Origin of the sequence: Nostoc sp., from assembly GCF_036919675.1 — a bacterium.
Taxonomy (GTDB): domain Bacteria; phylum Cyanobacteriota; class Cyanobacteriia; order Cyanobacteriales; family Nostocaceae; genus Nostoc.
Genome location: NZ_JBALCP010000019.1, coordinates 1 through 22,888, shown reverse-complemented (window position 1 = coordinate 22,888; position 22,888 = coordinate 1). Strand labels below are relative to the sequence as shown.

At 44.3% G+C, this 22,888-nt stretch carries 22 protein-coding genes and 2 pseudogenes; 15 read left to right on the top strand and 9 right to left on the bottom strand.

From position 1 onward, the window contains the following. Nucleotides 1-168 precede the first annotated feature (168 nt). From V7K49_RS01505 to V7K49_RS01490, 4 genes and pseudogenes are all read left to right on the top strand, one after another. Nucleotides 169-372, top strand: a pseudogene (locus V7K49_RS01505) (DUF4114 domain-containing protein); the annotation flags it as partial. Between the two features lie 815 nt (nt 373-1,187). Then, entirely contained in the window at nt 1,188-4,196 is a 3,009-nt protein-coding gene (locus tag V7K49_RS01500) for a peptidase domain-containing ABC transporter (RefSeq protein ID WP_335204244.1), read from the top strand. 198 nt (nt 4,197-4,394) lie between these two features. Next, the gene (locus tag V7K49_RS01495; protein WP_334865731.1) at nt 4,395-5,978 is read left to right on the top strand and encodes an HlyD family efflux transporter periplasmic adaptor subunit; all 1,584 of its coding nucleotides are present in this window, start codon (nt 4,395-4,397) and stop codon (nt 5,976-5,978) included. A 73-nt stretch (nt 5,979-6,051) separates the two neighbouring features. Next, on the top strand, nt 6,052-6,549 hold the full coding sequence (locus tag V7K49_RS01490; RefSeq protein ID WP_335204243.1) for a DUF427 domain-containing protein: 498 nt from the start codon (nt 6,052-6,054) through the stop codon (nt 6,547-6,549). Nucleotides 6,550-6,735: 186 nt separating this feature from the next. Here V7K49_RS01490 and purQ read toward each other — a convergent pair whose 3' ends face one another. Both purQ and purS read right to left on the bottom strand, forming a co-directional pair. Further along, nucleotides 6,736-7,410 carry a phosphoribosylformylglycinamidine synthase subunit PurQ gene (gene purQ / locus V7K49_RS01485; protein ID WP_335204242.1) on the bottom strand — a complete coding sequence of 225 codons (675 nt, stop codon included), beginning with the start codon at nt 7,408-7,410 and terminating at the stop codon, nt 6,736-6,738. A 166-nt stretch (nt 7,411-7,576) separates the two neighbouring features. After that, the gene (gene purS, locus V7K49_RS01480; protein WP_322721273.1) at nt 7,577-7,855 is read right to left on the bottom strand and encodes a phosphoribosylformylglycinamidine synthase subunit PurS; all 279 of its coding nucleotides are present in this window, start codon (nt 7,853-7,855) and stop codon (nt 7,577-7,579) included. Between the two features lie 144 nt (nt 7,856-7,999). Here purS and V7K49_RS01475 point away from each other — a divergent pair, with 144 nt between their 5' ends. Further along, complete coding sequence (locus V7K49_RS01475; protein ID WP_335067832.1) at nt 8,000-8,404, top strand: Fur family transcriptional regulator; 405 nt, start codon at nt 8,000-8,002, stop codon at nt 8,402-8,404. 132 nt (nt 8,405-8,536) lie between these two features. On the opposite strand, the gene V7K49_RS01470 is transcribed toward V7K49_RS01475, so the two are convergent. Both V7K49_RS01470 and V7K49_RS01465 read right to left on the bottom strand, forming a co-directional pair. Next, nucleotides 8,537-9,106 (bottom strand): Uma2 family endonuclease, encoded by a 570-nt coding sequence (locus tag V7K49_RS01470; RefSeq protein ID WP_335204241.1) that lies wholly within the window; start codon nt 9,104-9,106, stop codon nt 8,537-8,539. Between the two features lie 163 nt (nt 9,107-9,269). Beyond that, nucleotides 9,270-9,401 carry a hypothetical protein gene (locus V7K49_RS01465; protein ID WP_335204240.1) on the bottom strand — a complete coding sequence of 44 codons (132 nt, stop codon included), beginning with the start codon at nt 9,399-9,401 and terminating at the stop codon, nt 9,270-9,272. Between the two features lie 22 nt (nt 9,402-9,423). Here V7K49_RS01465 and V7K49_RS01460 point away from each other — a divergent pair, with 22 nt between their 5' ends. Further along, a complete protein-coding gene (locus tag V7K49_RS01460) occupies nt 9,424-10,515 on the top strand; it encodes a Gfo/Idh/MocA family protein (protein ID WP_335204239.1) in 1,092 nt (363 codons plus the stop codon). 273 nt (nt 10,516-10,788) lie between these two features. Here V7K49_RS01460 and V7K49_RS01455 read toward each other — a convergent pair whose 3' ends face one another. Beyond that, complete coding sequence (locus V7K49_RS01455) at nt 10,789-11,793, bottom strand: SPFH domain-containing protein (protein WP_335204238.1); 1,005 nt, start codon at nt 11,791-11,793, stop codon at nt 10,789-10,791. Between the two features lie 156 nt (nt 11,794-11,949). After that, nucleotides 11,950-12,384, bottom strand: coding sequence for an NfeD family protein (locus V7K49_RS01450; RefSeq protein ID WP_334722522.1), 435 nt, complete (start codon nt 12,382-12,384; stop codon nt 11,950-11,952). Nucleotides 12,385-12,617: 233 nt separating this feature from the next. Between V7K49_RS01450 and V7K49_RS01445 the strand changes: the two genes are divergently transcribed. Together V7K49_RS01445 and V7K49_RS01440 are read left to right on the top strand one after the other, a co-directional pair. Further along, nucleotides 12,618-14,639: a protein phosphatase 2C domain-containing protein gene (locus V7K49_RS01445; RefSeq protein ID WP_335204237.1), complete on the top strand. Its 2,022-nt coding sequence runs from the start codon at nt 12,618-12,620 to the stop codon at nt 14,637-14,639. 107 nt (nt 14,640-14,746) lie between these two features. Beyond that, nucleotides 14,747-15,796: an isopenicillin N synthase family dioxygenase gene (locus tag V7K49_RS01440; RefSeq protein ID WP_335204236.1), complete on the top strand. Its 1,050-nt coding sequence runs from the start codon at nt 14,747-14,749 to the stop codon at nt 15,794-15,796. Between the two features lie 349 nt (nt 15,797-16,145). Here the strand turns inward: V7K49_RS01440 and V7K49_RS34470 are convergent, their stop codons facing one another. The 3 genes from V7K49_RS34470 to V7K49_RS01430 all read right to left on the bottom strand — a co-directional run bounded on the left by V7K49_RS34470 (nt 16,146) and on the right by V7K49_RS01430 (nt 17,571). Next, nucleotides 16,146-16,241, bottom strand: coding sequence for a hypothetical protein (locus V7K49_RS34470; RefSeq protein WP_442948625.1), 96 nt, complete (start codon nt 16,239-16,241; stop codon nt 16,146-16,148). Continuing rightward, the gene (locus V7K49_RS01435; RefSeq protein ID WP_335204235.1) at nt 16,204-16,425 is read right to left on the bottom strand and encodes a hypothetical protein; all 222 of its coding nucleotides are present in this window, start codon (nt 16,423-16,425) and stop codon (nt 16,204-16,206) included. The genes V7K49_RS34470 and V7K49_RS01435 overlap by 38 nt, the downstream gene beginning before the upstream one ends. Before the next feature lie 201 nt (nt 16,426-16,626). Then, nucleotides 16,627-17,571, bottom strand: coding sequence for an alpha/beta fold hydrolase (locus tag V7K49_RS01430; protein WP_335204233.1), 945 nt, complete (start codon nt 17,569-17,571; stop codon nt 16,627-16,629). A 229-nt stretch (nt 17,572-17,800) separates the two neighbouring features. On the opposite strand from V7K49_RS01430, the gene V7K49_RS01425 reads away from it, so the two are divergent. From V7K49_RS01425 to V7K49_RS01395, 7 genes and pseudogenes are all read left to right on the top strand, one after another. Next, complete coding sequence (locus tag V7K49_RS01425) at nt 17,801-17,995, top strand: hypothetical protein (RefSeq protein ID WP_335204231.1); 195 nt, start codon at nt 17,801-17,803, stop codon at nt 17,993-17,995. A gap of 354 nt (nt 17,996-18,349) precedes the next feature. Continuing rightward, nucleotides 18,350-18,706 carry an NAD(P)-binding domain-containing protein gene (locus tag V7K49_RS01420; RefSeq protein WP_335204230.1) on the top strand — a complete coding sequence of 119 codons (357 nt, stop codon included), beginning with the start codon at nt 18,350-18,352 and terminating at the stop codon, nt 18,704-18,706. A 26-nt stretch (nt 18,707-18,732) separates the two neighbouring features. After that, entirely contained in the window at nt 18,733-19,107 is a 375-nt protein-coding gene (locus V7K49_RS01415) for a hypothetical protein (protein ID WP_335204229.1), read from the top strand. A gap of 25 nt (nt 19,108-19,132) precedes the next feature. Then, the gene (locus V7K49_RS01410; protein WP_335204228.1) at nt 19,133-19,567 is read left to right on the top strand and encodes a helix-turn-helix transcriptional regulator; all 435 of its coding nucleotides are present in this window, start codon (nt 19,133-19,135) and stop codon (nt 19,565-19,567) included. Between the two features lie 131 nt (nt 19,568-19,698). Next, nucleotides 19,699-20,658: an AMIN domain-containing protein gene (locus V7K49_RS01405; RefSeq protein WP_335204227.1), complete on the top strand. Its 960-nt coding sequence runs from the start codon at nt 19,699-19,701 to the stop codon at nt 20,656-20,658. A gap of 14 nt (nt 20,659-20,672) precedes the next feature. Further along, nucleotides 20,673-22,331, top strand: a pseudogene (locus tag V7K49_RS01400) (TonB-dependent siderophore receptor). Between the two features lie 108 nt (nt 22,332-22,439). Further along, on the top strand, nt 22,440-22,829 hold the full coding sequence (locus V7K49_RS01395; RefSeq protein ID WP_335204226.1) for a PepSY-associated TM helix domain-containing protein: 390 nt from the start codon (nt 22,440-22,442) through the stop codon (nt 22,827-22,829). Nucleotides 22,830-22,888 lie beyond the last annotated feature (59 nt).

The window sequence follows — 22,888 nt, the reverse complement described above, 5'->3', positions numbered from 1 at the left end:
GTTCAGAATGTATTGCACCGAAATGAGAACCGCTATAATTTCCACTGATACCTTGATACATATGTAAATGCGATCGCTAATCAAGCCTTTGCATAAATCCTAAACTGGATCTTACCTAGTGTATTTACTGAAGTTTTGCTATAACTCAGAGGAAATAATAATATATATGGTAAACCCGATGCACTTCTTGATAGTAATGCCAATAATCATCCGAAGGTTTACTTTGCATTTTTGGGTGCTAACTCAGATCAGGTAGAGCACATTCGACTGTTGGAAAATAATCCCTTTGGTTTTGAGGATTTACCAAATGGTGGTGATAAAGATTACAACAATGTGATTGTGCAGGTAAATTTGAGTGTCAATGTTGTGTAATATTAAAATTGGGTAATTACTTAGCAAGTTTGAACATCCTCATCCCCCTTGCGGGGTGGGGCTATGTTTATGCATAACAATGAAATAGATTTGATATTCATTAAACTAGTAAATTTACTGAAGGCAGTTATTAGCTTTCCTTCATAAATTTAATAGTTAATTCCTCTACGGTGACAAAAATCTTTGCCTTTACTTCTGGAGTTAATTTTTATTAAATTAAGCTAGCAAAAAAGTGATGAAGGATTCTTTTATAATTGGGCATGGCGCTGTTTACCAAGGAAAGCTCACTGTCCTTCGCCATCAGTGATACTGTGAATCTCTATATTTAAGAATTTGTAAAAATAATTCAGAAATTTAAAGTTTTTTTCTTACATAATCTTTAATTAGGGTATTTACTTAGGAAAGCATCTGTGATAATTTCATGTTGATTATCATAAATTAAAATATGCAACACTAGTGTTTAACAACCGTGTTTCTGTGTTTTGGTTTGATGATCAGTATCCATGTTGCATACTTGCAATGCTAAATCTTAATTTTAAGATAGTATAAATTATGTACTGTGAAGGAAGTGAGAAGTTTTCCTCGATCTATTTAAACTTTTGTTTTGAATAACGGATAACAGTTGTAATGTGATCTGAATGCAGGTCTGCAATTAGACGAACCTGCCTTCTGTGCTTCTACATATTTAAGCACACTGAATGCCACAGAAGTATTGCTGCTGCTGGCATAAAACCAAACACTGCCACTGTTAGTAAAAGAAATAGTCCCTAATATTTTCGACTTTATTCCTCACTTTTACCTTCGACTTGTCTTATATGACTTATATTAAGAACGCTTTTCCCGAATTTATCACCACCCTAGAAGGGTTTGACCAATTACCAGATGAGGCGATCGCTAATCTATCAGAACAGCTGCAAGCCTGGCGCTATCGGATAGGTCAGAAAATCATCGGAAAAGAAAGTCTCCCAGAACGCATCACCATAATTTATGAAGGACAAGTGCGCCTGTTGGGATATGACCCCCAGACGCAAATGCCAATCACGCTAAAATTACTCCAACCTGGGGAAATTATCGGCGAAATTGGTTTGTTGCGCGATATCGCCTGTGAGACAGCGATCGCCTCCACCGAAGTAGTATGTTTAACCTTGAATGCATCGGCATATTTTAGTTTTATCGCTTTATACCCAGCTTTTGCCGAAGCCCGCAAGAACCGCAGTTATTTGATGGAAGTTTTCGATATTCTCAGTTCCTATTGGCAAAAGCAAGCGATCGCGACTTTAAATCTCAAAGAACTGGCAGAAAACGCCTTACCACATGCGAAAATTCATTACCTCCCTTCAGGGAAAACTTCATTCAACCAACTGGATAACGAAAGCGTCTGGTTTGTGAGTGGTGGTGGTACAGTAACGAATTTCTCACCTGGCGATCGCCTAGAATCATCCGATGACAGAGACAAGATCCAGGTCATAGGTCAAAACCCCGCCCGGTTGCTTGGTATACATCCGTCAGATTTGATGTTGGAAGATAGTCATCAGATAGTACTTGCGGTAAGTGACACCAAATCAGATAGCCAAGACGAACTGGATATTCCCTACGCATCGGACGAAATAGTTCCACAGACAGCCCCCGATACCTCAAATAGTAATAGTTCGTCAAAACTTAAATACCCGTTTTTTAGTGGTAAGGGAGAATTAAATACAGCCTTCGCCTGCTTCCAAATGATCGCGAAGCATTTAGAAATGCCGTTTCGTCGAGAAGTGGTTCGCCGCATCTTAACTGAGCAAGTCAAACGTCAGGGTATTATATCGTTTCAAGTTACTGCTTACCTAGCAGAGTTAATCGGACTGAAGGCGCAGTTAATAGAGCTACCAATCGCTTCAGTGACGCGCATCCCTACACCGGCATTGATTCGCTATGATGATAGTTTTGCCGTTTTATATGCAGCGGATGCAAATACTATGGTTGTGGGTGTCCCATCCCAAGGAATTGTCCGCTGCAAACCCGCTCAATTGGTTGAACAATTAGATGTTGATCCAACCAACTTTCCGCCCCAAGTCAGGGTATTACTGCTCAGTGCTACCAAAGAAACACCCCAAGAGCGCTTTAGTTTACGGTGGTTTCTGCCCTATTTGTCACGCTACCGTCGAGTCCTTATAGAGGTCTTTGTCGCTTCCTTTTTCGTGCAGTTGGCAGCCTTGGCAAATCCGCTGGTTGTCCAGTTAATTATCGACAAAGTTATCACTCAAAATAGTATTGGGACTCTACATATCTTAGGTGTTTTGCTATTAGTAGTCGGGCTATTTGAAGCAGTGTTGACTACCTTACGAACCTACTTATTTGTCGATACCACTAATCGGATCGATATGGGTTTAGGGTCGGAAATCATCGACCACTTACTACGTCTACCGCTGCGCTACTTTGAACGCCGACCGGTGGGTGAACTTTCCACTCGGATCAACGAATTAGAAAATATCCGTCAATTCTTGACTGGTACTGCTTTAACAGTGGGGTTAGATGCTCTGTTTTCGGTGGTCTATATCGGTGTGATGCTGATTTACAGTTGGCAACTTACCTTGGTAGGCTTAAGCACGATTCCAGTGTTTATCATTGTGATCTTAATCGCTTCTCCCAGCATTAGCAGACAGTTACGTGCCAAAGCCGAACGCAACGCCGAAACTCAATCTTATTTAGTAGAGGTGATGTCAGGCATTCAAACAGTAAAAGCACAAAATATCGAATTGCGATCGCGCTTTTCCTGGCAAGAGCGTTACGCTCGGTTTGTCGCCGCTGGTTTTAAAACCGTTGTGACTTCCACCCTTGCTAACTCCACCAGCAACTTTCTCAACAAACTCAGCAGCTTACTAGTTTTGTGGGTAGGAGCTTATCTAGTACTGCAACAACAATTAACTTTAGGCGAATTAATTGCCTTTAGGATTATATCGGGTTACGTCACCAGCCCAATATTACGCTTGGCTCAACTCTGGCAAAGCTTCCAAGAAACTGCATTATCTTTAGAACGTTTAAGCGATATTGTCGATACACCACAAGAAGGAGAAACAGACCGCTACAATATACCCTTGCCTACGATTAAGGGGGCAGTGAAATACGAAAATGTTTCCTTCCGCTTTGGCACAAGTGGCCCTTTACAACTTTCTAATGTCAACCTCGAATTTGCGCCAGGGAAATTTGTCGGCATTGTCGGACAAAGTGGCTCTGGTAAAAGTACGATGATGAAGTTACTGCTCAGACTTTACGAAACCGAGTCCGGCAGAATTTTGATTGATGGTTATGATATTGCCAAAGTGGAACTTTATTCACTGCGACGGCAAATTGGCGTAGTTCCCCAAGAAACATTATTGTTTGACGGCAGCGTTCAGGAAAATATTGCTCTGACGAATCCCGATGCGACAACCGAAGAAATTATCGAAGCGGCTCAAGTTGCGTGCGCCCACGAATTTGTGATGAACTTGCCCAACGGTTACAACACGCGGGTGGGAGAACGGGGTTCTGCACTTTCAGGTGGACAACGACAAAGAATTGCGATCGCCCGCTCTGTTTTACAACGACCAAAATTATTAGTTTTAGATGAAGCAACTAGCGCATTAGATTATCCCACAGAACGGCAAATATGTCTCAATTTAGCCAAAGCATTCAAGGGTGATACAGTATTTTTTATTACCCACCGACTGAATACTGTGAGTAATGCAGATATGATCGTCGTGATGGATAATAGCAGGGTTATAGAACAAGGCAGCCATCACGAATTAATGGCAACTAAAGGTCATTATTATTACCTATATCAGCAACAAGATGTGAATTTGTAATTAGTCATGGCTGGGGGCATGGCATCAAAGGATTTTCAGTTTGACCAACATTCCATAGATGTAGCAATCAGCGTAGATTAGGCACTGTCACAAATATCAAAATTCTGGTTTTCGGTATCGATAAATAGTGCCCACCCTACAAAAAATCCAAAATCGTTCGACTGAACGCTCACGACAAGTCCAAAATCCAAAATCGTTATGACTCAATTAAATGGGAATCACCTCAACGGCAATCATAAAAACGGTAATCATAAAAACGGAGCAAAGCAAGATTCACGGGTACTTACAAAACAACAGAAAGCTGCTCAAGAGCCATTAATTAACTCAAATAGTCGGGAATTTGAGCAATCAGTTGTCTTGCGCCAATCTCCAATTTGGTCGCGGACAATCATGGTCACCCTAATGGGACTAGCCTGTTTTGCAATTGCTTGGGCTTATTTTGCAAAAATTGAGCAAGTAGTACCAGCAACAGGGCAATTAAAACCGCAAGGAACAGTCAAAGATGTTCAGGCTCCTGTTAGTGGAGTGGTGAAAACGGTTTATGTAAAAGATGGACAAGAGGTAAAGCCAGGAGATCCACTGCTGACTTTTGATTCCATCGCTTCTGTTGCTGAATTAAATTCTTTTTATAAAATTCGCCTTGCATTAATTAAAGAAAACCAGATTTATCGCCGATTGTTGGGTGCAAGTACCGCCACGGGGTCTGAACTGTTATATTTGCGCGGTAATTTGCCACAAGAAACTGCTTTTTTGCTGAAAAGTCGGGCAGCTTTAGTAGGAGAAAATGAATTATTACGGACTCAATTAAAAAATTCTGGTCAAGATTCTGCGCTGGGTATTGATGAACAGCAACGTCTACGAGTTGCCAAAAGAGAATTAGATTCTCGGTCTGCGGCGGCGGAATTAGAAGTAGAAAAAACCAAAAAACAACTTAGTCAAAATCAATTTAAGCTGGAAGATAGTAAAGCAAGTTTAGCTATTCAACAGCACGTTTTAGATAAGCTGAAGATATTAGCAGAAGAAGGTGGCATTTCTCAACTTCAGTATCTCAACCAGCAACAAGAAGTACAAAACCGCACGGCAGAAGTAGCACAACTAGGTGAGGAACACAAACGCCTCCAGTTTGATATAGAAAAAGGACGACAAGAGTTAAGCAATACAGTGGCTCTTTCTGATAAAAGCATTTTGGATAAGATAGCTGAGAACAAACAGCACATTGCCGAAATCGATAGCCAATTCATGAAAGTTGTACTGGATAATGAGCAGCATTTGGCAGATGTCAATAGTAAAATCTCTCAAGCACAGTTAAATGTTAAATATGAAGAACTCCGTGCGCCTGTAGCCGGAACAGTTTTCGATTTACAAGCAAAAAACCCTGGATTTGTAGCGACTCCGACTACAAAACTGCTGCAAATTGTCCCAAATGAAAACTATATAGCTGAAGTTTTCATCACTAACAAAGATATTGGTTTTGTGCGAAAAGGCATGAAGGTAGATGTCAGAATTGACTCCTTTCCTTACAGCGAGTTTGGTGATATCAAAGGGGAAGTGATTGGGATAGGGTCAGACGCATTACCGCCAGACCAAACACATCAGTTTTATAGATTTCCGGCAAAGCTCTCATTGGATAAACAATCCTTAGTAATTAAGGGTAAAAACGTCACCTTGCAATCAGGTATGTCCATCAGTGCCAATATAAAAGTCCGTGAAAACCGGACTGTGCTGAGTTTATTCACTGAGTTGTTTACCAAGCAAATTGATACTCTTAAAGAGGTACGTTAATTGTGCAAGGTTTGTGTATAACCACTTTCTAGCGTTAAAACAAGAGTTATACCAATTACATCAAAATTTTACGATGGTTAATTCTCAACGCATCGAACCCGCTCCCGGACAAGAATCAGTTTGGGATTACCCTCGTCCTCCTCGTCTGGAGGACACAAGTAAACATATCCAAATAATCTTTAACGGAGTAATAATTGCAGATACCCACAACGCCAAACGTGTTTTAGAAACTAGTCATCCTCCTTCTTACTACATTCCCCCTGCGGATATCAAAATGGAATATTTGCAGCTGGCACCGCAGTCTAGCTTTTGCGAGTGGAAGGGAAGTGCTGGTTACTACACAATTCGGGTTGGTGAAAAAGAAGTCCATAATGCTGCCTGGTTCTACCCTAACCCTACACCAGCGTTTGAAACTATGAAGCACTATGTAGCTTTTTACGCTCATATAATGGATAAATGCTACGTGAATGCCGAAGAGGTGCAACCACAACCAGGTAACTTCTACGGCGGTTGGGTTACCAGTGATATTGTTGGGCCATTCAAAGGCGCTTCTGGTACTTGGGGATGGTGAGCCAATTTGAGATTTTGCGTAAAGTCAGAGCGGCGGCTCTCCAAGACAGATTTTGGATTAACCAGATGCGATATTAACCCAAGTTGCTAGTTATTCATTCGAGCGATCGCCGTCTGGAGAAGAATCTTCATCTATCTTTCAGACAACGATCGCTCTGTGGCCCAACATACTCGCCCGATATTTGCTCTACGCTAATGCTGTTATTTTCTCCAGCAAGCCCTGAAACAACCTCAACCCATCGCTACCCCCTAGCATCGCGTCTGATGCCCTTTCAGGGTGCGGCATTATTCCCAACACATTGCCCTGACGATCGCAAATCCCGGCAATGTTGTTCAGTGAACCGTTAGGATTCTCCCCTTCATAGCGAAACACAACTTGCCCGTGATCTTCAATTTCTGCGAGAGTGGCTTTATCAGCGTAGAATCGCCCCTCTCCGTGGGCAATGGGCAAAGTGATAACTTCACTATTGGTATAAGCCTGCGTCCATGAGAGATTAGTCCGCTCAACTTTCAAGGGAACGCGATCGCAGATAAAATGCAAATCCCGATTTCTAGTCAACACCCCTGGCAAAAGTCCAGCTTCAGTTAATACCTGAAAACCATTGCAAATACCGAGGACAAACTTACCTTTTCGGGCGTGTTCCACAACCTGCTGCATCACAGGTGAAAACCGGGCGATCGCACCGCAGCGCAAATAATCTCCATAACTAAAGCCACCAGGGATGATCACGACATCTAAATCAGCAATGTCCGTTTCTTGATGCCAAACCATGCGAGTCGGTTGTAAGAGCAAATCTCTGGTTACATAAGCAACATCGCGATCGCAATTAGAACCTGGAAAAACAACAACACCAAATTTCATGATTAGTCAAGAGAGTGGGGAGTAGGGGCAGCAAGGGAGGCAGGGGAGGCAGGGGAGGCAGGGGAAGAAGAACTATTGATTCTTGACCAATGCCTCATGCCCAATGACGCCACTTGCTCCACTTGGGGAGACCCCAAGAGCGCAGTGGCTCCCCCATGCCCAATCCCTAAAATACCCCAGTCTGTGTTTCGACCTCAATCAAATCAAAGCGGTAATTTTCAATTACGGGATTTGATAGCATTTGGTCACAAATGCGATCAAGGTCTTGACGGGCTTTCTTCTCATCAGTCGAGGTGATGGTGAGTTCAATGTACTTGCCAATCCGCACCTGGTCAACGTTCTCGTATCCCAGTTGCTTAAGACCGGATTGTACAGCCACACCAGCGGGGTCTAATACTGAAGGACGAAGCGTCACAAAAATTTTGGCTAGATACTTGGTTTGCACGGGCTTTTGCTGAATGCTGCGATCGCTATACTATAACTTTCTGTTCCAACTGAGTGAAAATAAGATTACGAAGCGGTTAAAGTTAATTGATCAATTAGCCCATCTAACAGCTTCAACTACAGTGGCATATTTAAATAATTGTCTATGAGAGCCATACGCACCCGCAGTCAAGAGCGTATTTTCAACCTACTGAAAACCATCAAAAAAGGCATTTCTGCCCAGGATATTTACGTAGAACTACGTAACACAAATCAGAGTATGGGTTTAGCAACAGTTTACCGCTCCCTAGAAGCCTTAAAACTTGAAGGCATGGTACAAGTGCGGAATTTAGCTAACGGTGAAGCCCTCTACAGCCTAGCGCAGCAGGACAAACACCACCTTACTTGCTTGCAATGCGGTGTCTCAATTCCGATTAATCAATGCCCCGTTCATGACCTAGAAGACCAGTTAGAATCCAGCCATAAGTTTAAAGTTTTTTACCACACCCTAGAGTTTTTTGGGTTGTGCAGTCAATGCCAGGTAAATCAATCTACTGCAATTGGTCAATAGTTATACCAATTCTATGTGATGTTGCACTTGATTTTCCCACAGACTAAAATCCGGGGCTACCAGAACAAAGCCTGCTTAAGCAGGCTAATTATGTGCATTTTCATAAATAGGTATCAGTTAGTTGAACTTTTTTTAAACAAAACTCAACCAACTAAATACATCTGCAACTGTTAATTGCCAATTTTCCAAAACACTCAAAACGGGTAAAATATCTTGCTTTTCTTTTAATTCTGGTAATTTATTGGGTTCAAAAATCATGATTGACTCATCATCAGAATCGAGTAACCAACCTAGCTTTGCTCCATTTTGAATAGAAAATGTAATTTTGCGGATAACTCGGTTTGGTGATTGTTCTGGTGAGAGAATTTCAATTATCCAATCTGGGGGAATCTCAAATTTATTCGCAATACTACCTTTTGCATCAAGGGGAATTCTTTGCCATTCAAACACAGCAATATCTGGTACTATCGAAAGTCCGTTAAACGTGCAGCGTAGTTCAGTAAAGGCATAAGCTAATTTTTGTGGTTTTGCAACTTGATTTATGGCAGAAGCTAATTCAATTTGTAAAGTGCTATGTTTTCCCTGTGGCATAGGTTTTTGGGATATTTGCCCGTTTAAATACTCGCTTGCTGGTTTGGTCTTTGGTAGTTTTAAGAACTCTTCTATACTTAATTGTGTAGTTGGCTGAATAGATAATGTCATAATTTACAACTTATTAAAACTTGATTATTCCATCACTAGAAGAATGCGACAATTAGTGCGTAGGCGTAGCCCGTCGTAGACATCGCATTCCCCTGACTAGCCATTATAATTTTATCAAATAGGTCAGATTAAATATAAGGCGATCGCACAACGATAAGATATTTTAAGAAGCATCTAAAATTGCATCAGCTTGTTCTTGTTCGTGAATAACAGCATCAATTTCGTGAGGGAATGCTTCAGCATAAAGCCATGCTGTTACCAACTCAGCTGCGCTAAGTTGAGGCTTGCTCGGCAATAAGCACCAAGAGGATAGCACTATGACAAAACCTTTACGTATCGGAATCATCGGTGCTAGCGCTAATCGCGGCTGGGCGAAGGAGTCGCACGTCCCCGCAGTTCAAAAGCTTGCAGGATTGCATCTCGCGGCTGTCGCCACCCACAGCCAGGAGACAGCCGACGCGGCCGCCAAAGCCTTCGGTGCCAAATCAGCCTATGGCAACGCAGCAGACCTGATCCGAGATCCTGACGTTGACCTCGTGGCGGTTTGCGTCAACGTGCCCAACCATCGCGATCTGGTGTTAGGCGCTCTGGCGGCGGGCAAGCACATCTACTGCGAGTGGCCGCTAGGCCGCAACATCACCGAGACCGAGGAAATTGCGGCAGCCGCCCACACCGCAGGAGTCCACACGGCGATCGGTCTTCAGACGCGGATGAACCCCGCCGCGCATCGCGCACGCGATCTGGTCGCGTCCGGTGCGATCGGGCGTTTACTCAGCGCGCGGGTCTACTCTGGCACCGTAGCTTTCGGGCCGAGAGTGGCGACGGCGGATTCCTATCTGGAGAACGCTGAGAACGGCGCCACCCTCGTGACTATCCACGGCGGTCATGCACTTGATCTCGCCATCACGGTGCTGGGCCCACTAGACGACGTGGCTGCGTTGACCACAATTCAGTACCCCGAAATCCAGACTGGCGACGAGGCGGCGCGGCAGGCACGATCAAGCCCCGACCACCTTCTGGTGCAGGCGCGCCTCGCCGATGGTGGGGCGCTGTCGATCGAAGTGGCTGGGGGTCGCCCCCCTGAGGCGCCGTTTCGCCTGGAAGTAGTTGGGGAAGAGGGCGTCCTCGCGCTGGACGGCGGTGCGCCAAGGGGTTTCCAGTCGGGACGGCTGCGCCTTTGGCTTAACGGCGAGCCTCAGCATGTGGACGACGGCGAGACCGGATTGATGCCGGACACAGCCGCCAACGTCGCGGGATTATACGCAGTCCTTCGCGATGACATCGCTCTGGGAACCTCGACCGCTCCCGACTTTACTCATGCAGTTCGCATGGCGCGGCTGGTTGACGACGTGTTGTTGTCGGCACGGACAGCAACTCGGAGGTCGGCAGCGGACTGGCCATTGCAGTAGTGAGGACTCCACAATTACCAGAAGTGCGTTAGCGCGAGCTTACCGTAAGGTATCGCCTAAAATTTATCCCGATCTTTTTAAGATACAAGGTTGGGTTGAGGAACGAAACCCAACCTTGTATCTTAGAAATAGTAGTAGACCGTCCCAACCTTGGTCATAATAGACCGCTTTGTAGCACGAGTCACTACATTGTCGATTTGGTTGCCAGCCAAATTTATTCCACAATCGCATAGACTCCACTATTTTTTATTTGGTAAGAGTAATAGAAGAGGGTTAACTAGGGCGGTTGTTCACTCCTGGGATTTGCTGAGTAAACAATGGGTTAGAGTTAACCTGACCATCTGAGATAACGGAACGCATACCCTCAAAAGCAGCAGGGATTGTGCGCGGATCTATAAACAAAACCTTGCTGCTATCACTTCTACCAATTGTCGCGCCCATATCCAGATAGCCCAAGGCAAACAGAACTTCCACCGCTTTATTCGCATTGGGGTTAGTGTGGATTTTTTGGGCAATAATTTCTGCCGACTCTGCGATCGCCTGCGCTTTTAGAACCTGCTGCTGACGTTCAGCTTGAGCTTTCAGAACGATCGCCTTTTGTTCAGCTTCTGCTTGCAGAATTGTCGATTTTTGACGAGCTTCGGCATCCAATATTTGCGCCTCAGCTTTACCTCTGGCACTATTAACGGCAGATTCGCGTTCCCCCTCAGAAGTTAAAATTGCTGCCCGTTTGCGTCGTTCTGCCGACATTTGCAATTCCATCGATTCTCGTACTGCTTGAGACGGAATAATATCTCGCAGTTCTACCCGTGTCACTTTCACACCCCAAGGATCGGTAGCAACGTCCAAATCCCGTAACAAAAGTTCACTGATGTGGGAACGAGCAGTAAAGGTTTGATCCAACTCCAATTGCCCCATTTCGGCGCGAATTTGAGTTAGCACCATGTTTACCATTGCCGACTGGAGATTTTCTACCTTATACCAGGCTTTTTCCATATCCACGATGCGCCAGTAAAACACTGCATCCACCTCAATACCAACGTTGTCACGGGTGATGCACTGTTGGGGAGGAATATCTAAGACCTTTTCGCGGATAGTTCCTTGGTAAACAATTCTATCTACAAAAGGAATGACAAAGTTTAGTCCTGGTTCCAGTTTTTTGTTATAACTACCCAATCTTTCCACCAAAGCTTCATTGCCCTGATTGACAACTTTCACAGACCCTGCTACGGCAGAACCACCAAGGGCTAAAAAGACTAGCAAAAAAAACTGTTCCATTGTGAATCTCCTGATTTTTAAGTATTAAATGTCAAAGAAAAGGGGAGTGGGAGATGGGGAGATAAGGGGAATAACCTAATACAACTCTTGGAGAGGCTGCGCCAACGGCAACTCTTAGAGACGCTCTTGCGTTCGCTCAGTACAAGTGCCCAATGCCTAAGAATTCAACAAATTTTCTGGTATCACAATCAAGGTAGTACCTTCTCTCCTGACCACATAAACTCTTTGATGGGGTGGTACGGTGAATTTGTCATCGTCACATCGTGCTTGCCAAGAATTTCCCTCATACAGCACCCGCCCTGTTTTCCCAGGCGGAATTTCTGTTAAGGTTTCAGCTATAACTGCATCCCGAATTTTAGATTTGCGTTGTCGCGGTTGCAAAAACCGCCGGGAAAGCAAAACCAGTGTGGTGGAAAGCAACAGCCAAACTATAACTTGCAACCATACACTTCCCAAACCCACTCCAGACAGCAGCGCCACCACAAAAGCGCTAATTCCCATCATGAAGGCGACAAACGCCGATGGTAAGAACAATTCCATTAAACACAGAACTGCTCCTGCCAGAAGCCAGATTAAGGTAAAACTTGGCATAGCGCCATCCTAAACTCTACATTGACGTAAATGCATTTATACGATTAGATACACCCAGACGTAAGTTATTTACAGAAAGCAAAACTTGGTCTTTTTACCAATAATTTTGATTAATTTCAGTAACAAGGTGTAGCTAGCAGTACACGAATCCAGTCTATTCTAGCCTTCAAGTCATTGCCAGCTAAATGTAATCGAAATTCATGAGTTGATTGGTTTTTTAAATTTATACCTTTATGATTTCTACTCAACTGATAATTTATTGTATAAACCCAGCCTGTAATAGCCCGATTAATCCTATGGGAGATAGTGTTTGTGCCAGTTGCCAAACTCCCTTGGTTCACCGCTATCTTTGGGCTACTGGCTCATTGTCTGCTCAAATTCCACCAGGCACAAAGGTAGCAGATAGGTATGAGGTAATTAGTCCTCAGATTTGGCTGGATACTCAACCGGGACTTTCGCCAGATGCACCTGAAGAATTGCCAAAGGAAGTAATTCCTTATCTACGATTATATCAAGAGCGGTTACACCTGCCTCAGGCTTATGGGTTTGCTAGTTACCTTGAGGAAGATACAAGTGATATCCTCTTATTGGAAAATGTGCCGATAAATGAGATAGGAAATATCTATCCAACTATTCTTGAGGCATGGGAGCAAGCAACGGCAGTACGACAAGTTTATTGGCTGTGGCAAATTCTCCAACTTTGGACACCTTTATCAGAATTGGGACTTAGCGGCAGTTTACTGGTAGTAGACAACTTGAGAGTCCAAGGTTGGTGTGTGCGGCTGTTGGAACTCTACCAAACACCAGCAGATCAGAAGCTGAGTTTACAGAATCTGGGGCAGTGTTGGCAGTTTTGGGTAGCGTCTGCAAAGGCATCAGTAGCCAAAGGTTTACAGAACATAGTCCAGCAGATGTGTGAAACTGAGGTTGAGTTAGAGGCTATTAATATTCAACTCAATAATTTACTACTAGCATCGGCGGCAGAATTGCCATTAGTCTTGAAGGTGGCAGGCTCTACAGATATTGGCCCATTGATGGCGCAAAATGAAGACGCTTGCTACCCCAATACTTTGAGTGACTTAGATCAACCGTTATTGCCCCATTTGTCGATTGTTTGCGATGGCATTGGCGGACACGAAGGCGGCGAGGTTGCCAGTAAGTTGGCAGTGCAGTCTGTAAAGTTGCAAATTCGCGCTTTACTAACGGAGGTAACAGAACAAACCGTACTTGTACCACCAGAGTTGTTGCAGGAACAATTAGAAGCAAGCTTACGGGTGATAAATAATGTGATTTGTGCCCGCAATAACGAACAAAAACGCCAAGGCAGAGAACGCATGGCTACAACCATAGTAATGGCGTTGCAAGTTCCACAACGAGTGCAGACGAGTACCGGGTGGCAATCAAATAATACCCATGAACTTTACTTAGCTAATGTTGGCGATAGCCGTGCCTATTGGATTACTCGCAATTATTGTCAGCTACTCACAGTAGATGATGATGTCACAACGCGGGAAGTCCGCTTTGCTAAAAGCTTGTATCGAAAGGCACTTCTTAGACCAGATGCTAGTGCCCTAACTCAAGCATTGGGGGCAAGAGATGCAGAATCTTTACGTCTCAAGGTTCAGCGATTCATTGTGGAAGAAGATGGCATCTTGCTACTGTGTTCTGATGGTTTAAGTGATAATAACTGCGTGGAACAATCTTGGCAGGATTATGCAAAACCCGTGTTAACTGGTCAACTGACAGTTGAAGATGCTGTTCGCAACTGGATTAACTTGGCAAATGAAAAAAATGGGCGTGATAATACGTCGGTTGTTCTCACTTATTGCCGTGTCTCTCCAGAATACTTAGTACCTGTGACTCCGGCGTTGCCAGAAGAGATTATAGAAGCAGAAATACAAGAAGAACTACAAGAACCAATTTCCTTTACAGAAAGTTCGCGATCGCTGCTAGATTTGGATCTAGATTTGGATCTAGATTTGGATCTAGATTTGGATCTAGATTTGGATCTAGATTTGGATCTAGATTTGGATCTTCCAGAAGAACCACTTATAACCCCAGAAATTCCACCAACGTTAATTACAAAACCTAATCGGGGTAAACGCTTGGTAATGCTGGGGGGGGTGTTGGCTTTGCTTGTGGGGGGTACAAGTCTGGGATTATTTGCCTGGTGGCAATTTAATCCTCAAGGATTCCAGCAAATGTGTCGGCAACTTCCCCAAAGAGGGCAGCAACTTTGTCCGCCTGAAAAGTAGCGAATAGGACTCCAACTCAACACTCCACTTCACTACTCACCGTTGAAGATTACTGATGTGAAAAGACAAATAGTCTGGAGCCAAGAATATATATTGCCAACGTGAACATGAAAAACTTGCAAGTTATGGATAAAGGGTTTTCATCCGTCCCGATTATTGATATCAGCGCCTTGATTTCTGGAAAAGGCGATCTCTGGCGAGAAGCCGCTTTGCGTCTACGCTATTCCGTCGCATCTCAAATCAAACAAGCGTGTCAAGAATCGGGATTTTTCTATATTATCGGGCATGGCGTGGACGAAAGTTTGCAGCAGCGACTCGAAGAACTCAGCCGCCAGTTTTTCGCCCAGGATTTGGAAACTAAACTTAAAATCCGCATGGCTTTGGCAGGTATTGCATGGCGAGGTTATTTCCCCGTTGGTGGCGAACTGACATCCGGTAAACCCGACTTGAAAGAAGGTATTTACTTTGGCGCTGAACTAGGAGAGGAACACCCACTAGTGCAAGCTGGTACTCCTATGCATGGTTCCAACCTTTTCCCCGCCAACATCCCCCAATTTGGCAAAACAGTGCTTGAATATATGGAGGCGATGACAAACTTGGGACACATTCTGATGATTGGCATAGCCCTGAGTTTGGGATTGGAAGAATCCTACTTTGCTGACCGTTACACTTGTGATCCCCTAGTGCTGTTTCGGATCTTCAACTATCCTCCTCATTTATCACCGTCAGATGGTGAACCGATATGGGGCGTTGGCGAACATACTGATTATGGCGTTCTGACCATTCTCAAGCAGGACGACTCAGGCGGATTAGAGGTTAAATCCAAGTCAAGTTGGGTTGCTGCGCCTCCCGTTCCTGGTTCCTTTGTCTGCAACATCGGCGATATGCTAGACAAAATGACAGGAGGTTTGTATCGTTCTACACCTCATCGTGTACAGAACCAGTCCCAAAATCATCGTCTTTCGTTCCCCTTCTTTTTCGATCCCAATTTCGATGTGGAAGTGAAGCCGATTCAATTAGATAAAATAGTAGCGAATAATGATCCAGGCGATCGCTGGGATAAAGCTAACGTTCATGATTTTCGCGGAACTTATGGTGATTATGTGTTGAGTAAGGTGTCTAGGGTTTTTCCAGAGTTGCGGCGATCGGTATTATAGGGTTTCAACCTTTTCTTCTTTAACTCTTGAATTCGGACAGTCGTTGATTGAATTCGGACAGTCGTTTACTGAATTCGCACAGTCGTTGATTGAATTCGCACAGTCGTTGATTGAATTCGCACAGTCGTTGATTGAATTCGGACAACCACCAAGAATTTACCGGAAGACGGCGAGAAAGCCCATTCCTTCTAGGTATGGGATGAATCGCCGAAAGCCCTTCTTGGTCATTCTTACAAAGTTCTGATCGCCAAAGAGCGGCCCTCAGACTTTGTGCTCAGTACAAGTGACTGTCAAGGTAAGATTGAACCATCTTGGCGGCGCGATCAAGATGTGGTTGCAACTGAACGGATTATATGGCGGTGCCATTTGCCCGCAGCACCTGGGCATTGACCCAACCCCCATCAGGACTAGCCAGGAATGACACCACACTGGCGATATCTTCCACCTGACCGATGCGTTCCAGGGGGGCAAGTTTGGTTATGTAGTCGATTTGCGCTTCGGTCTTCCCTTTGAAGAATAAATCCAGAGACGTTCGACATCCCCCACATCCGCCACATTTGCCTGCACTGCGATCGCATGTCCATCGGTAGACTCAATTTCGGTGACAGTATCTTTTGCTTTCTTGGCATTGCCAGAATAGTGTACAACAACTTCAAATCAATCGTGTGCAAGCCGGGTGGCAACAGCGCGTCCAATACCTCCGGATGCTCCCGTGATGATGGCGACTTTCTTCTCCATTGCAATTGCTCCCGATTTTAATAATTCTCAAACGTGTGAACAAAATAAAACACATGCCAGCATTTACTTGACTACTGCTGACGTTTCGAGAGCTACTTTGAAAAAAACGTAGCCAGCTCCTGCGCTACTGCGACTGGTTGCTCCTCCGGTAGAAAGTGTCCGCAATGAGCGACCATACCACCGTGTACATCATCGGCAAAGTTTTTTAGCAAAGAGGACATATCAGGGATCGATCCTTGATCAGCACTCAGAGCCAATATTGGCATTTTAAGCTTCCCTTTGGCGATAAGGACTTGGTTTTGTTTCGCAGACAATGCGGCTGCTCGATAGTAGGCCAGACCAGCACGCAAACCGCCTGGTGCTACTAAAGCGCGTAGATACTCTTCCATATCTGCATCTGAAAAGATCGATGGATCGGCAACTTTTCGGCGCAGGAACCAATTCAGATATTCGCGCTCCCGTCCGGCAATCAGTACTTCCGGCAGATCCGGGATCGCGTGAAATGCGAAATGCCAAGTACGCCACGCTCGATCCGGCGCAGTCGGCAAAGCGTCCGGCAGCGTCACACCGGGAATACCAGCATCGAGGAGAGCCAACCGCCGCACCTCTTTGCCGTAAAGAGCGGCATAGGGGAAGGCGACCCATGCGCCGACATCGTGAGCAGCAAGGAAATAACGCTCAACTCCAATCTGCTGAAGCAAACTATGAAGCTTGGCAGCGAGTGCCTCAGTATCATATCCGTTTTCAGGACGGTCAGAGTCGCCTTGCCCAGGAAGGTCTACAGCGACGACCTCGTATTCTGTGGCGAGGAGCGGCATGACTTTCCGCCAAGCGTACCAGCTCTCCGGGAAGCCAGCCACAAGGATCACTACATCTTTGCCCGTTTTTCCTCCGATGAGGTAGTGCAGCCTGTCGCCATCAACCGTTGCAAAGCGATGCTCAAAACCGGGCAGTGCTGGTTCCGACCGAGAGCCGGGACAAGTCTCAATTACTCTCACTGGAGTTTGTAACGTTAATTCTTTCACTTGGTCTGCCATAGGGGATGTCCTTACGCTGGTGCTTGTCTTTGTGATAGTCGATTACCAAGATTGTGTGGTTGTGGGCCCTGGCTGCATAAGAAGACATTCTTGATTGGCTGGGTCTGTAAGCTAATTCGCTTTTAAGCTGCATAATCCTTAGCCTTAGAAAGACGCTCTGACGCAAAGAAGGGGAGACACGGATATGCAATTTGAATGATTATTAGCTTAACAAGTCGTGCGAGAGACCGTGTTCAATCAGATCAAAAAGCAACAAGCGCTCCGTCACAAACGTCTCAAAAATCTGACAACTTTACATCTGTCTTTAGAGGCTCCTCAGCCCCAATCTTTGCCAAAAGTCATTGTGCCCAGACAAAGTTCAGAAGCACGAGTTCAAAAACGCCGCCCCAAAGCTTACCCTTTCATGACTAAACCCCGGCAATAATTACGCAAACAATTACAGACCGCCTTAAACCACAAGCGTTTCGGCTTTTCTTAGTGCCATTCAGGCTTAAGCCCCAAGTCTTGTTAATTGAGATAGTAGCTGGATTTACGCCGTGTGCTGTACTAGATATAAAGCAGTTTGCAACAAGCGTGAGGTACAGAACCTAGACTTCAAAGCCAGATATGAAGACTGTTTTATTCCAGACTCCTGCTGTAGCTCTCAGCAGATAGCTTGCTTGTTAGGCTTATCCGTGGTTTGATTTAAACACGGTATCTATATCAATCTATTGTATTTTGTTGACGACTCAATTACCTGAATTAACTTGTCAGCCACAAATTAAATATAAAACTTTCCATGCCTATCCAAACTATTGGTATTTTAAGTCCGGGTGATATGGGACAGGCGATCGCAGCTGTTCTCAATCAACATGGATTGAAAACTATTGCTGCTCTAGACAATCGCAGTGAACGAACTCGGCAATTAGCAGCCGCAGCCAACATCCAAGATGTGGGTTCCCTGACGCAACTGGTAATTGAATCTGATCTAATTTTGTCAGTTCTAGTCCCAGCAGCGGCGATTGAAGCAGCAAAGCAAGTAGCTGAGGTGATCAGCAATGTTGGTAAACAGATCCTCTACGTTGACTGTAATGCGATCGCACCCCAAGCCCTGTTGATGATCCGCACAAGCGTAGCCAGGGAAAGCGACAGATAATCTTGCTTTGCTCTGGAATTTATCTCGTGATTGATCAATATACCCTGCAAGAAAACTTAGTTGTAGAAACTGCTCCTGGAAAACCTGGATTTGATTTGGAGTTCAGTTTTATGATTTTGGGTGATAATCACACTGAGCAGACACTTGCAGGACAAAATTTTCTGTGTCTTGGATTTGAACCCGGAATCAGTGGGTTAGTTGACTGGCAAGCAGGACAACGAATTCTGAAATTTGATATTCATATTACAGTTGAGGCATTTGTGAATGCGATCGCCCATTGTTTAGAACTGGTCGATCCGAAGCTGAGGCAGTTTCTTGAACATTCAGATAATATAGATTGTTTCCAAATGGGTGTTAACACACCTGCAATGTGTACAATCATTTACCAAATCCTGAATTAGTCCCTATGAAGGGTTAACACGGCAGTTGTATCTAGAAGGTAAGGTGCTGGAACTGATGGCGCTACGTTTGGATCAGTACATCCAGAGCGAACCACAGCCAAGACAAAGATCATCATCAAAATCACAAGAGCGTGATCGCCTGCACTACGCCAAGGAAATCCTCATCCACAACTTAGAACATCCGCCATCTCTGTTAGAACTTTCTCAAGAAGTGGGACTCAACACTCGCAAACTCAAAGAGGGCTTTCGACGAGAGTTTGATACAACGGTGTTCGGCTATTTGCATAGTCATCGGATGGAACAAGCCAGGAAATTTATGGAAGAAGGGCAAATGACTGTAGCAGAAGTTGCCTACGCGGTGGGCTATGCGAATCGCAGCCATTTTGCAGCAGCGTTTCGCAAACGGTTTGGCATAAATCCGAGTGAGTTTTTCAAGGAAACACAAAAACAGGAGATTTGAATCGTCCCGCTTAGAGTCATGGCGGTTCCGCTAAGAGCCACTTCAATTGTCTAAATCTTCTATTCTCAGTAATGAGGATTTTTCTTGATAATTGTTTGTGGGAATTGTGAAACCATGTGTGAGGTGAAAACTTGAATACGAAGCAACTGTGGCAACTGCTAGCGATCGCAATAGCAGGATGGATTGGATTGGCAATTCCAGCATATGGGAAAGAATTACCCCAACCAGTAAAACGACTGCAAGAAAGCGATCACCAACTCACCAGGGCTATTATGCTAGTGCAATCGCCAGCACCCCAAACAGCGCCCTCAACAGAAGTTGTGCAAGTTACGGGAGTCAAAGCCAATCCCACCGAAAAGGGTATAGAGGTGTTTTTACAAACATCCAAAGCTCAACAGTTGCAAATCATAAATCGTAGTGTTGATAATAGCTTTATTACTGACATTCCTAACGCCCAACTGCGTTTACCTAACGGTAAGGCGTTCACATTCCGCTCTGAAAAATCGCTTGCAGGAATTGCTGAGATAACAGTTACTAACTTGGATACAAATACTATCCGGGTGACAGTGACGGGTGAGGCTCTTGTACCAACAGTCGAGTTGTTTGACAGTCCAGACGAGGGTTTGATTTTTAGTGTAGCGCCTGTTGCGACTTCTGTGCAGTCACAAACGCAACCAACACCGCAACAACCACCTCAAACTAACACCAAACCAAGTCAACCATCAGCTGAAGGCGATCAACCAATTGAACTGGTGGTGACAGGTGAGCAAGACACAGGATATAGCGTACCGGATGCATCAACAGCAACTAAAACTGATACCCCATTACGTGACATTCCCCAATCGATTCAGGTGATTCCCCGCCGAGTGATTGAGGATCAAAAAATCACTCGCCTTTCTGACGCTCTCCGCAACGTACCGGGTGTAGTGACTAGTGGTAATCGTCGGAGTTTGGCACCTGATTACGTCATTCGGGGATTTACTACAGAAAACACTCTGAGAAATGGGTTTACTTTTCCTGGTTCATCCACAACTCCAGCAAACGCATCAGCGGTGTCCAATAATATTGAGCGAGTTGAGGTGAGGTCTTGAAAGGCCCTGCTTCAGTGCTATATGGCAACCTTGAACCGGGAGGAGTGGTGAACTATGTGACAAAACAACCGCTAGAAACACCTTACTACGCAGGCGAATTTATTGTTGGCAGCGACAGCTTCTACAACCCCACACTCGATTTTTCTGGGCCGCTGACAACAGATAAACGATTGTTGTATCGCCTCAATATTGGCTATGAAAATTCTGGTAGCTTTGTTGATTTTGTGAATCGGGAAAACTTTTCAATCGCGCCAACCCTAAGCTACAAAATTGGGGACTCTAGCACATTGAATTTTGGCTATGAGTATATCAGGCAGGATGGAACGCCTTATAATGGTTTTCCACCAAACCCGCTAGTTTTTCAATTACCACGTAACCGTTTTTTGGGAGAACCAGGCGATCGCGAACAGAGTGACACTCATAATATTAATTTTACAATTTCCCATCGCTTTAATGACAATTTAGAAATTCGCAGCGGCTTTTTTACTCAGTTCACCAACTCCAAACGCTCGTCATTTCGGCTAGATTTTGGAGATTTAGACGGTTCATTAGCACCAAGATTCTACGAAACAGGCACAGATGACAATCAACTATACTCCCTGCAAAATGATTTGATCTGGAAGTTTAATACAGGCACTGTGAAGCATCAACTACTGTTTGGACTTGAATGGACTAAATCTAGTGGTAACTTTAATTATGATGATAACTATGCTGATTATTCTATTGATATCTTTGAGCCAGTTTATGGCGCGACTATTCCTAGAGAGTTGAACTATTTATCATCACAAAAGAGAGAACGGAATACCATTGCCCTCTATCTCCAAGATCAAGTCACGTTACTCCCTAATTTAAAGTTGCTAGTTGGGGGTAGATATGATTTCGATAAACAAAGAGACATTTTTCAAGAGTTTAATAATATCAATATTGAGGAGCCGAGTGTCATCAATGCTACTAATTAAGTTGATAGTAATGCCTTCTCCCCACGCATTGGCATTGTCTACCAACCTATTGAACCTGTATCACTCTACGCTAGTTATAGCAGGTCTTTTGTTCCTAATGACTCTCGTACCAGAACTGGAGAAATTATTGAACCCACTCGTGGCACTCAATATGAAGCTGGTATCAAAACCGAACTTTTGGACAACAAATTATCAGCTACTTTAGCTGCCTATGAAATTACAAAGACAAACATTCCGACAACAGATCCACAAGATAGTAACTATTCAATTGGTATCGGTGAAGTTAAGAGTCGAGGGGTTGAATTCAGTTTAGCCGGAGAACCGTTACAAAACTTGAATATTATTGCTTCTTTGTTTTTTAACGATACATTTGTCAGCGAAGACAATGACTTACCAGTTGGTGACAAATTAATAAATGCGCCTAGTCAAGGGGCGAGTTTATGGATGAGTTACGAAATTCCAAAGGGAAACTTAAAAGGGTTAGGCTTTGGTGCAGGAGTGTTTTATGTCGGAGATAGAGAAGTTACTTTACCTAATACACTGACAGTTGCCTCTTACGTTCATGCTGATGCGGCAATTTTCTACAAACAAGATAACTGGCAGTTTGGACTGAACTTTAAGAACCTGTTTAACAAGCGGTATTTCGAGACAGATGGTTTTATCCAATCTGGTGACCCATTCACTGTGCTGGGATCAATTTCGGTGCGGTTTTAACTAGTCAGGACGCTATTACTTGCTGTTTTTGAATGTCTTTAACCCGTTCCTCACTTAAGTTAATAAGTATATTTTGACAGCCAATTTAAAGTCCTTCAGTAATCTGTTATGACATCTACCAAACTTTCCCAAAACCAGACTATCACTCCTAAAAGGCTCCGCAACTTTGTATTTTATCTCCACCGTTATCTTGGTCTAGTTTTGGGACTAATTATTGTGGTAATTGGTGTGACTGGCACATTGTGGATGTTTGATGCAGAAGTTTATCATCTTGTCCTCGGTCAAAGGTTGACGCAAGTTACGCCACAAGGTAAACCGCTATCGTTAGATGTGCTGGTAGAAAAAGTCCAAGCTGCATATAGCAGTCGCCCATACTTGAAAGTCGCCGCGATTAGCCCTGACTATTTACAGACAGGCAATTCACCTACATCTGTAAGCATAAGTGACAACAACGACATCTCGTTAGGGACTTCCAAGCAAAAAAATCACCAAATATAAGAATGATAATCATTGTGAGGTGGGGGAAGGAGAAACAGCCGACGGCTGCTTCTCCTTCC

Coding starts and splice junctions, on each gene's coding strand:
- V7K49_RS01475 (WP_335067832.1), top strand. CDS start 8,000: ATGAGAGCCATACGCACCCGCAGTCAAGAGCGTATTTTCAACCTACTG.
- V7K49_RS01495 (WP_334865731.1), top strand. CDS start 4,395: ATGACTCAATTAAATGGGAATCACCTCAACGGCAATCATAAAAACGGT.
- V7K49_RS01435 (WP_335204235.1), bottom strand. CDS start 16,425: ATGCCAAGAAAGCAAAAGATACTGTCACCGAAATTGAGTCTACCGATG.
- V7K49_RS01500 (WP_335204244.1), top strand. CDS start 1,188: ATGACTTATATTAAGAACGCTTTTCCCGAATTTATCACCACCCTAGAA.
- V7K49_RS01440 (WP_335204236.1), top strand. CDS start 14,747: ATGAAAAACTTGCAAGTTATGGATAAAGGGTTTTCATCCGTCCCGATT.
- V7K49_RS01470 (WP_335204241.1), bottom strand. CDS start 9,106: ATGACATTATCTATTCAGCCAACTACACAATTAAGTATAGAAGAGTTC.
- V7K49_RS01450 (WP_334722522.1), bottom strand. CDS start 12,384: ATGCCAAGTTTTACCTTAATCTGGCTTCTGGCAGGAGCAGTTCTGTGT.
- V7K49_RS01445 (WP_335204237.1), top strand. CDS start 12,618: ATGATTTCTACTCAACTGATAATTTATTGTATAAACCCAGCCTGTAAT.
- V7K49_RS01455 (WP_335204238.1), bottom strand. CDS start 11,793: ATGGAACAGTTTTTTTTGCTAGTCTTTTTAGCCCTTGGTGGTTCTGCC.
- V7K49_RS01460 (WP_335204239.1), top strand. CDS start 9,424: ATGACAAAACCTTTACGTATCGGAATCATCGGTGCTAGCGCTAATCGC.
- V7K49_RS01395 (WP_335204226.1), top strand. CDS start 22,440: ATGACATCTACCAAACTTTCCCAAAACCAGACTATCACTCCTAAAAGG.
- V7K49_RS01420 (WP_335204230.1), top strand. CDS start 18,350: ATGCCTATCCAAACTATTGGTATTTTAAGTCCGGGTGATATGGGACAG.
- V7K49_RS01490 (WP_335204243.1), top strand. CDS start 6,052: ATGGTTAATTCTCAACGCATCGAACCCGCTCCCGGACAAGAATCAGTT.
- V7K49_RS01430 (WP_335204233.1), bottom strand. CDS start 17,571: ATGGCAGACCAAGTGAAAGAATTAACGTTACAAACTCCAGTGAGAGTA.
- purQ (WP_335204242.1), bottom strand. CDS start 7,410: ATGAAATTTGGTGTTGTTGTTTTTCCAGGTTCTAATTGCGATCGCGAT.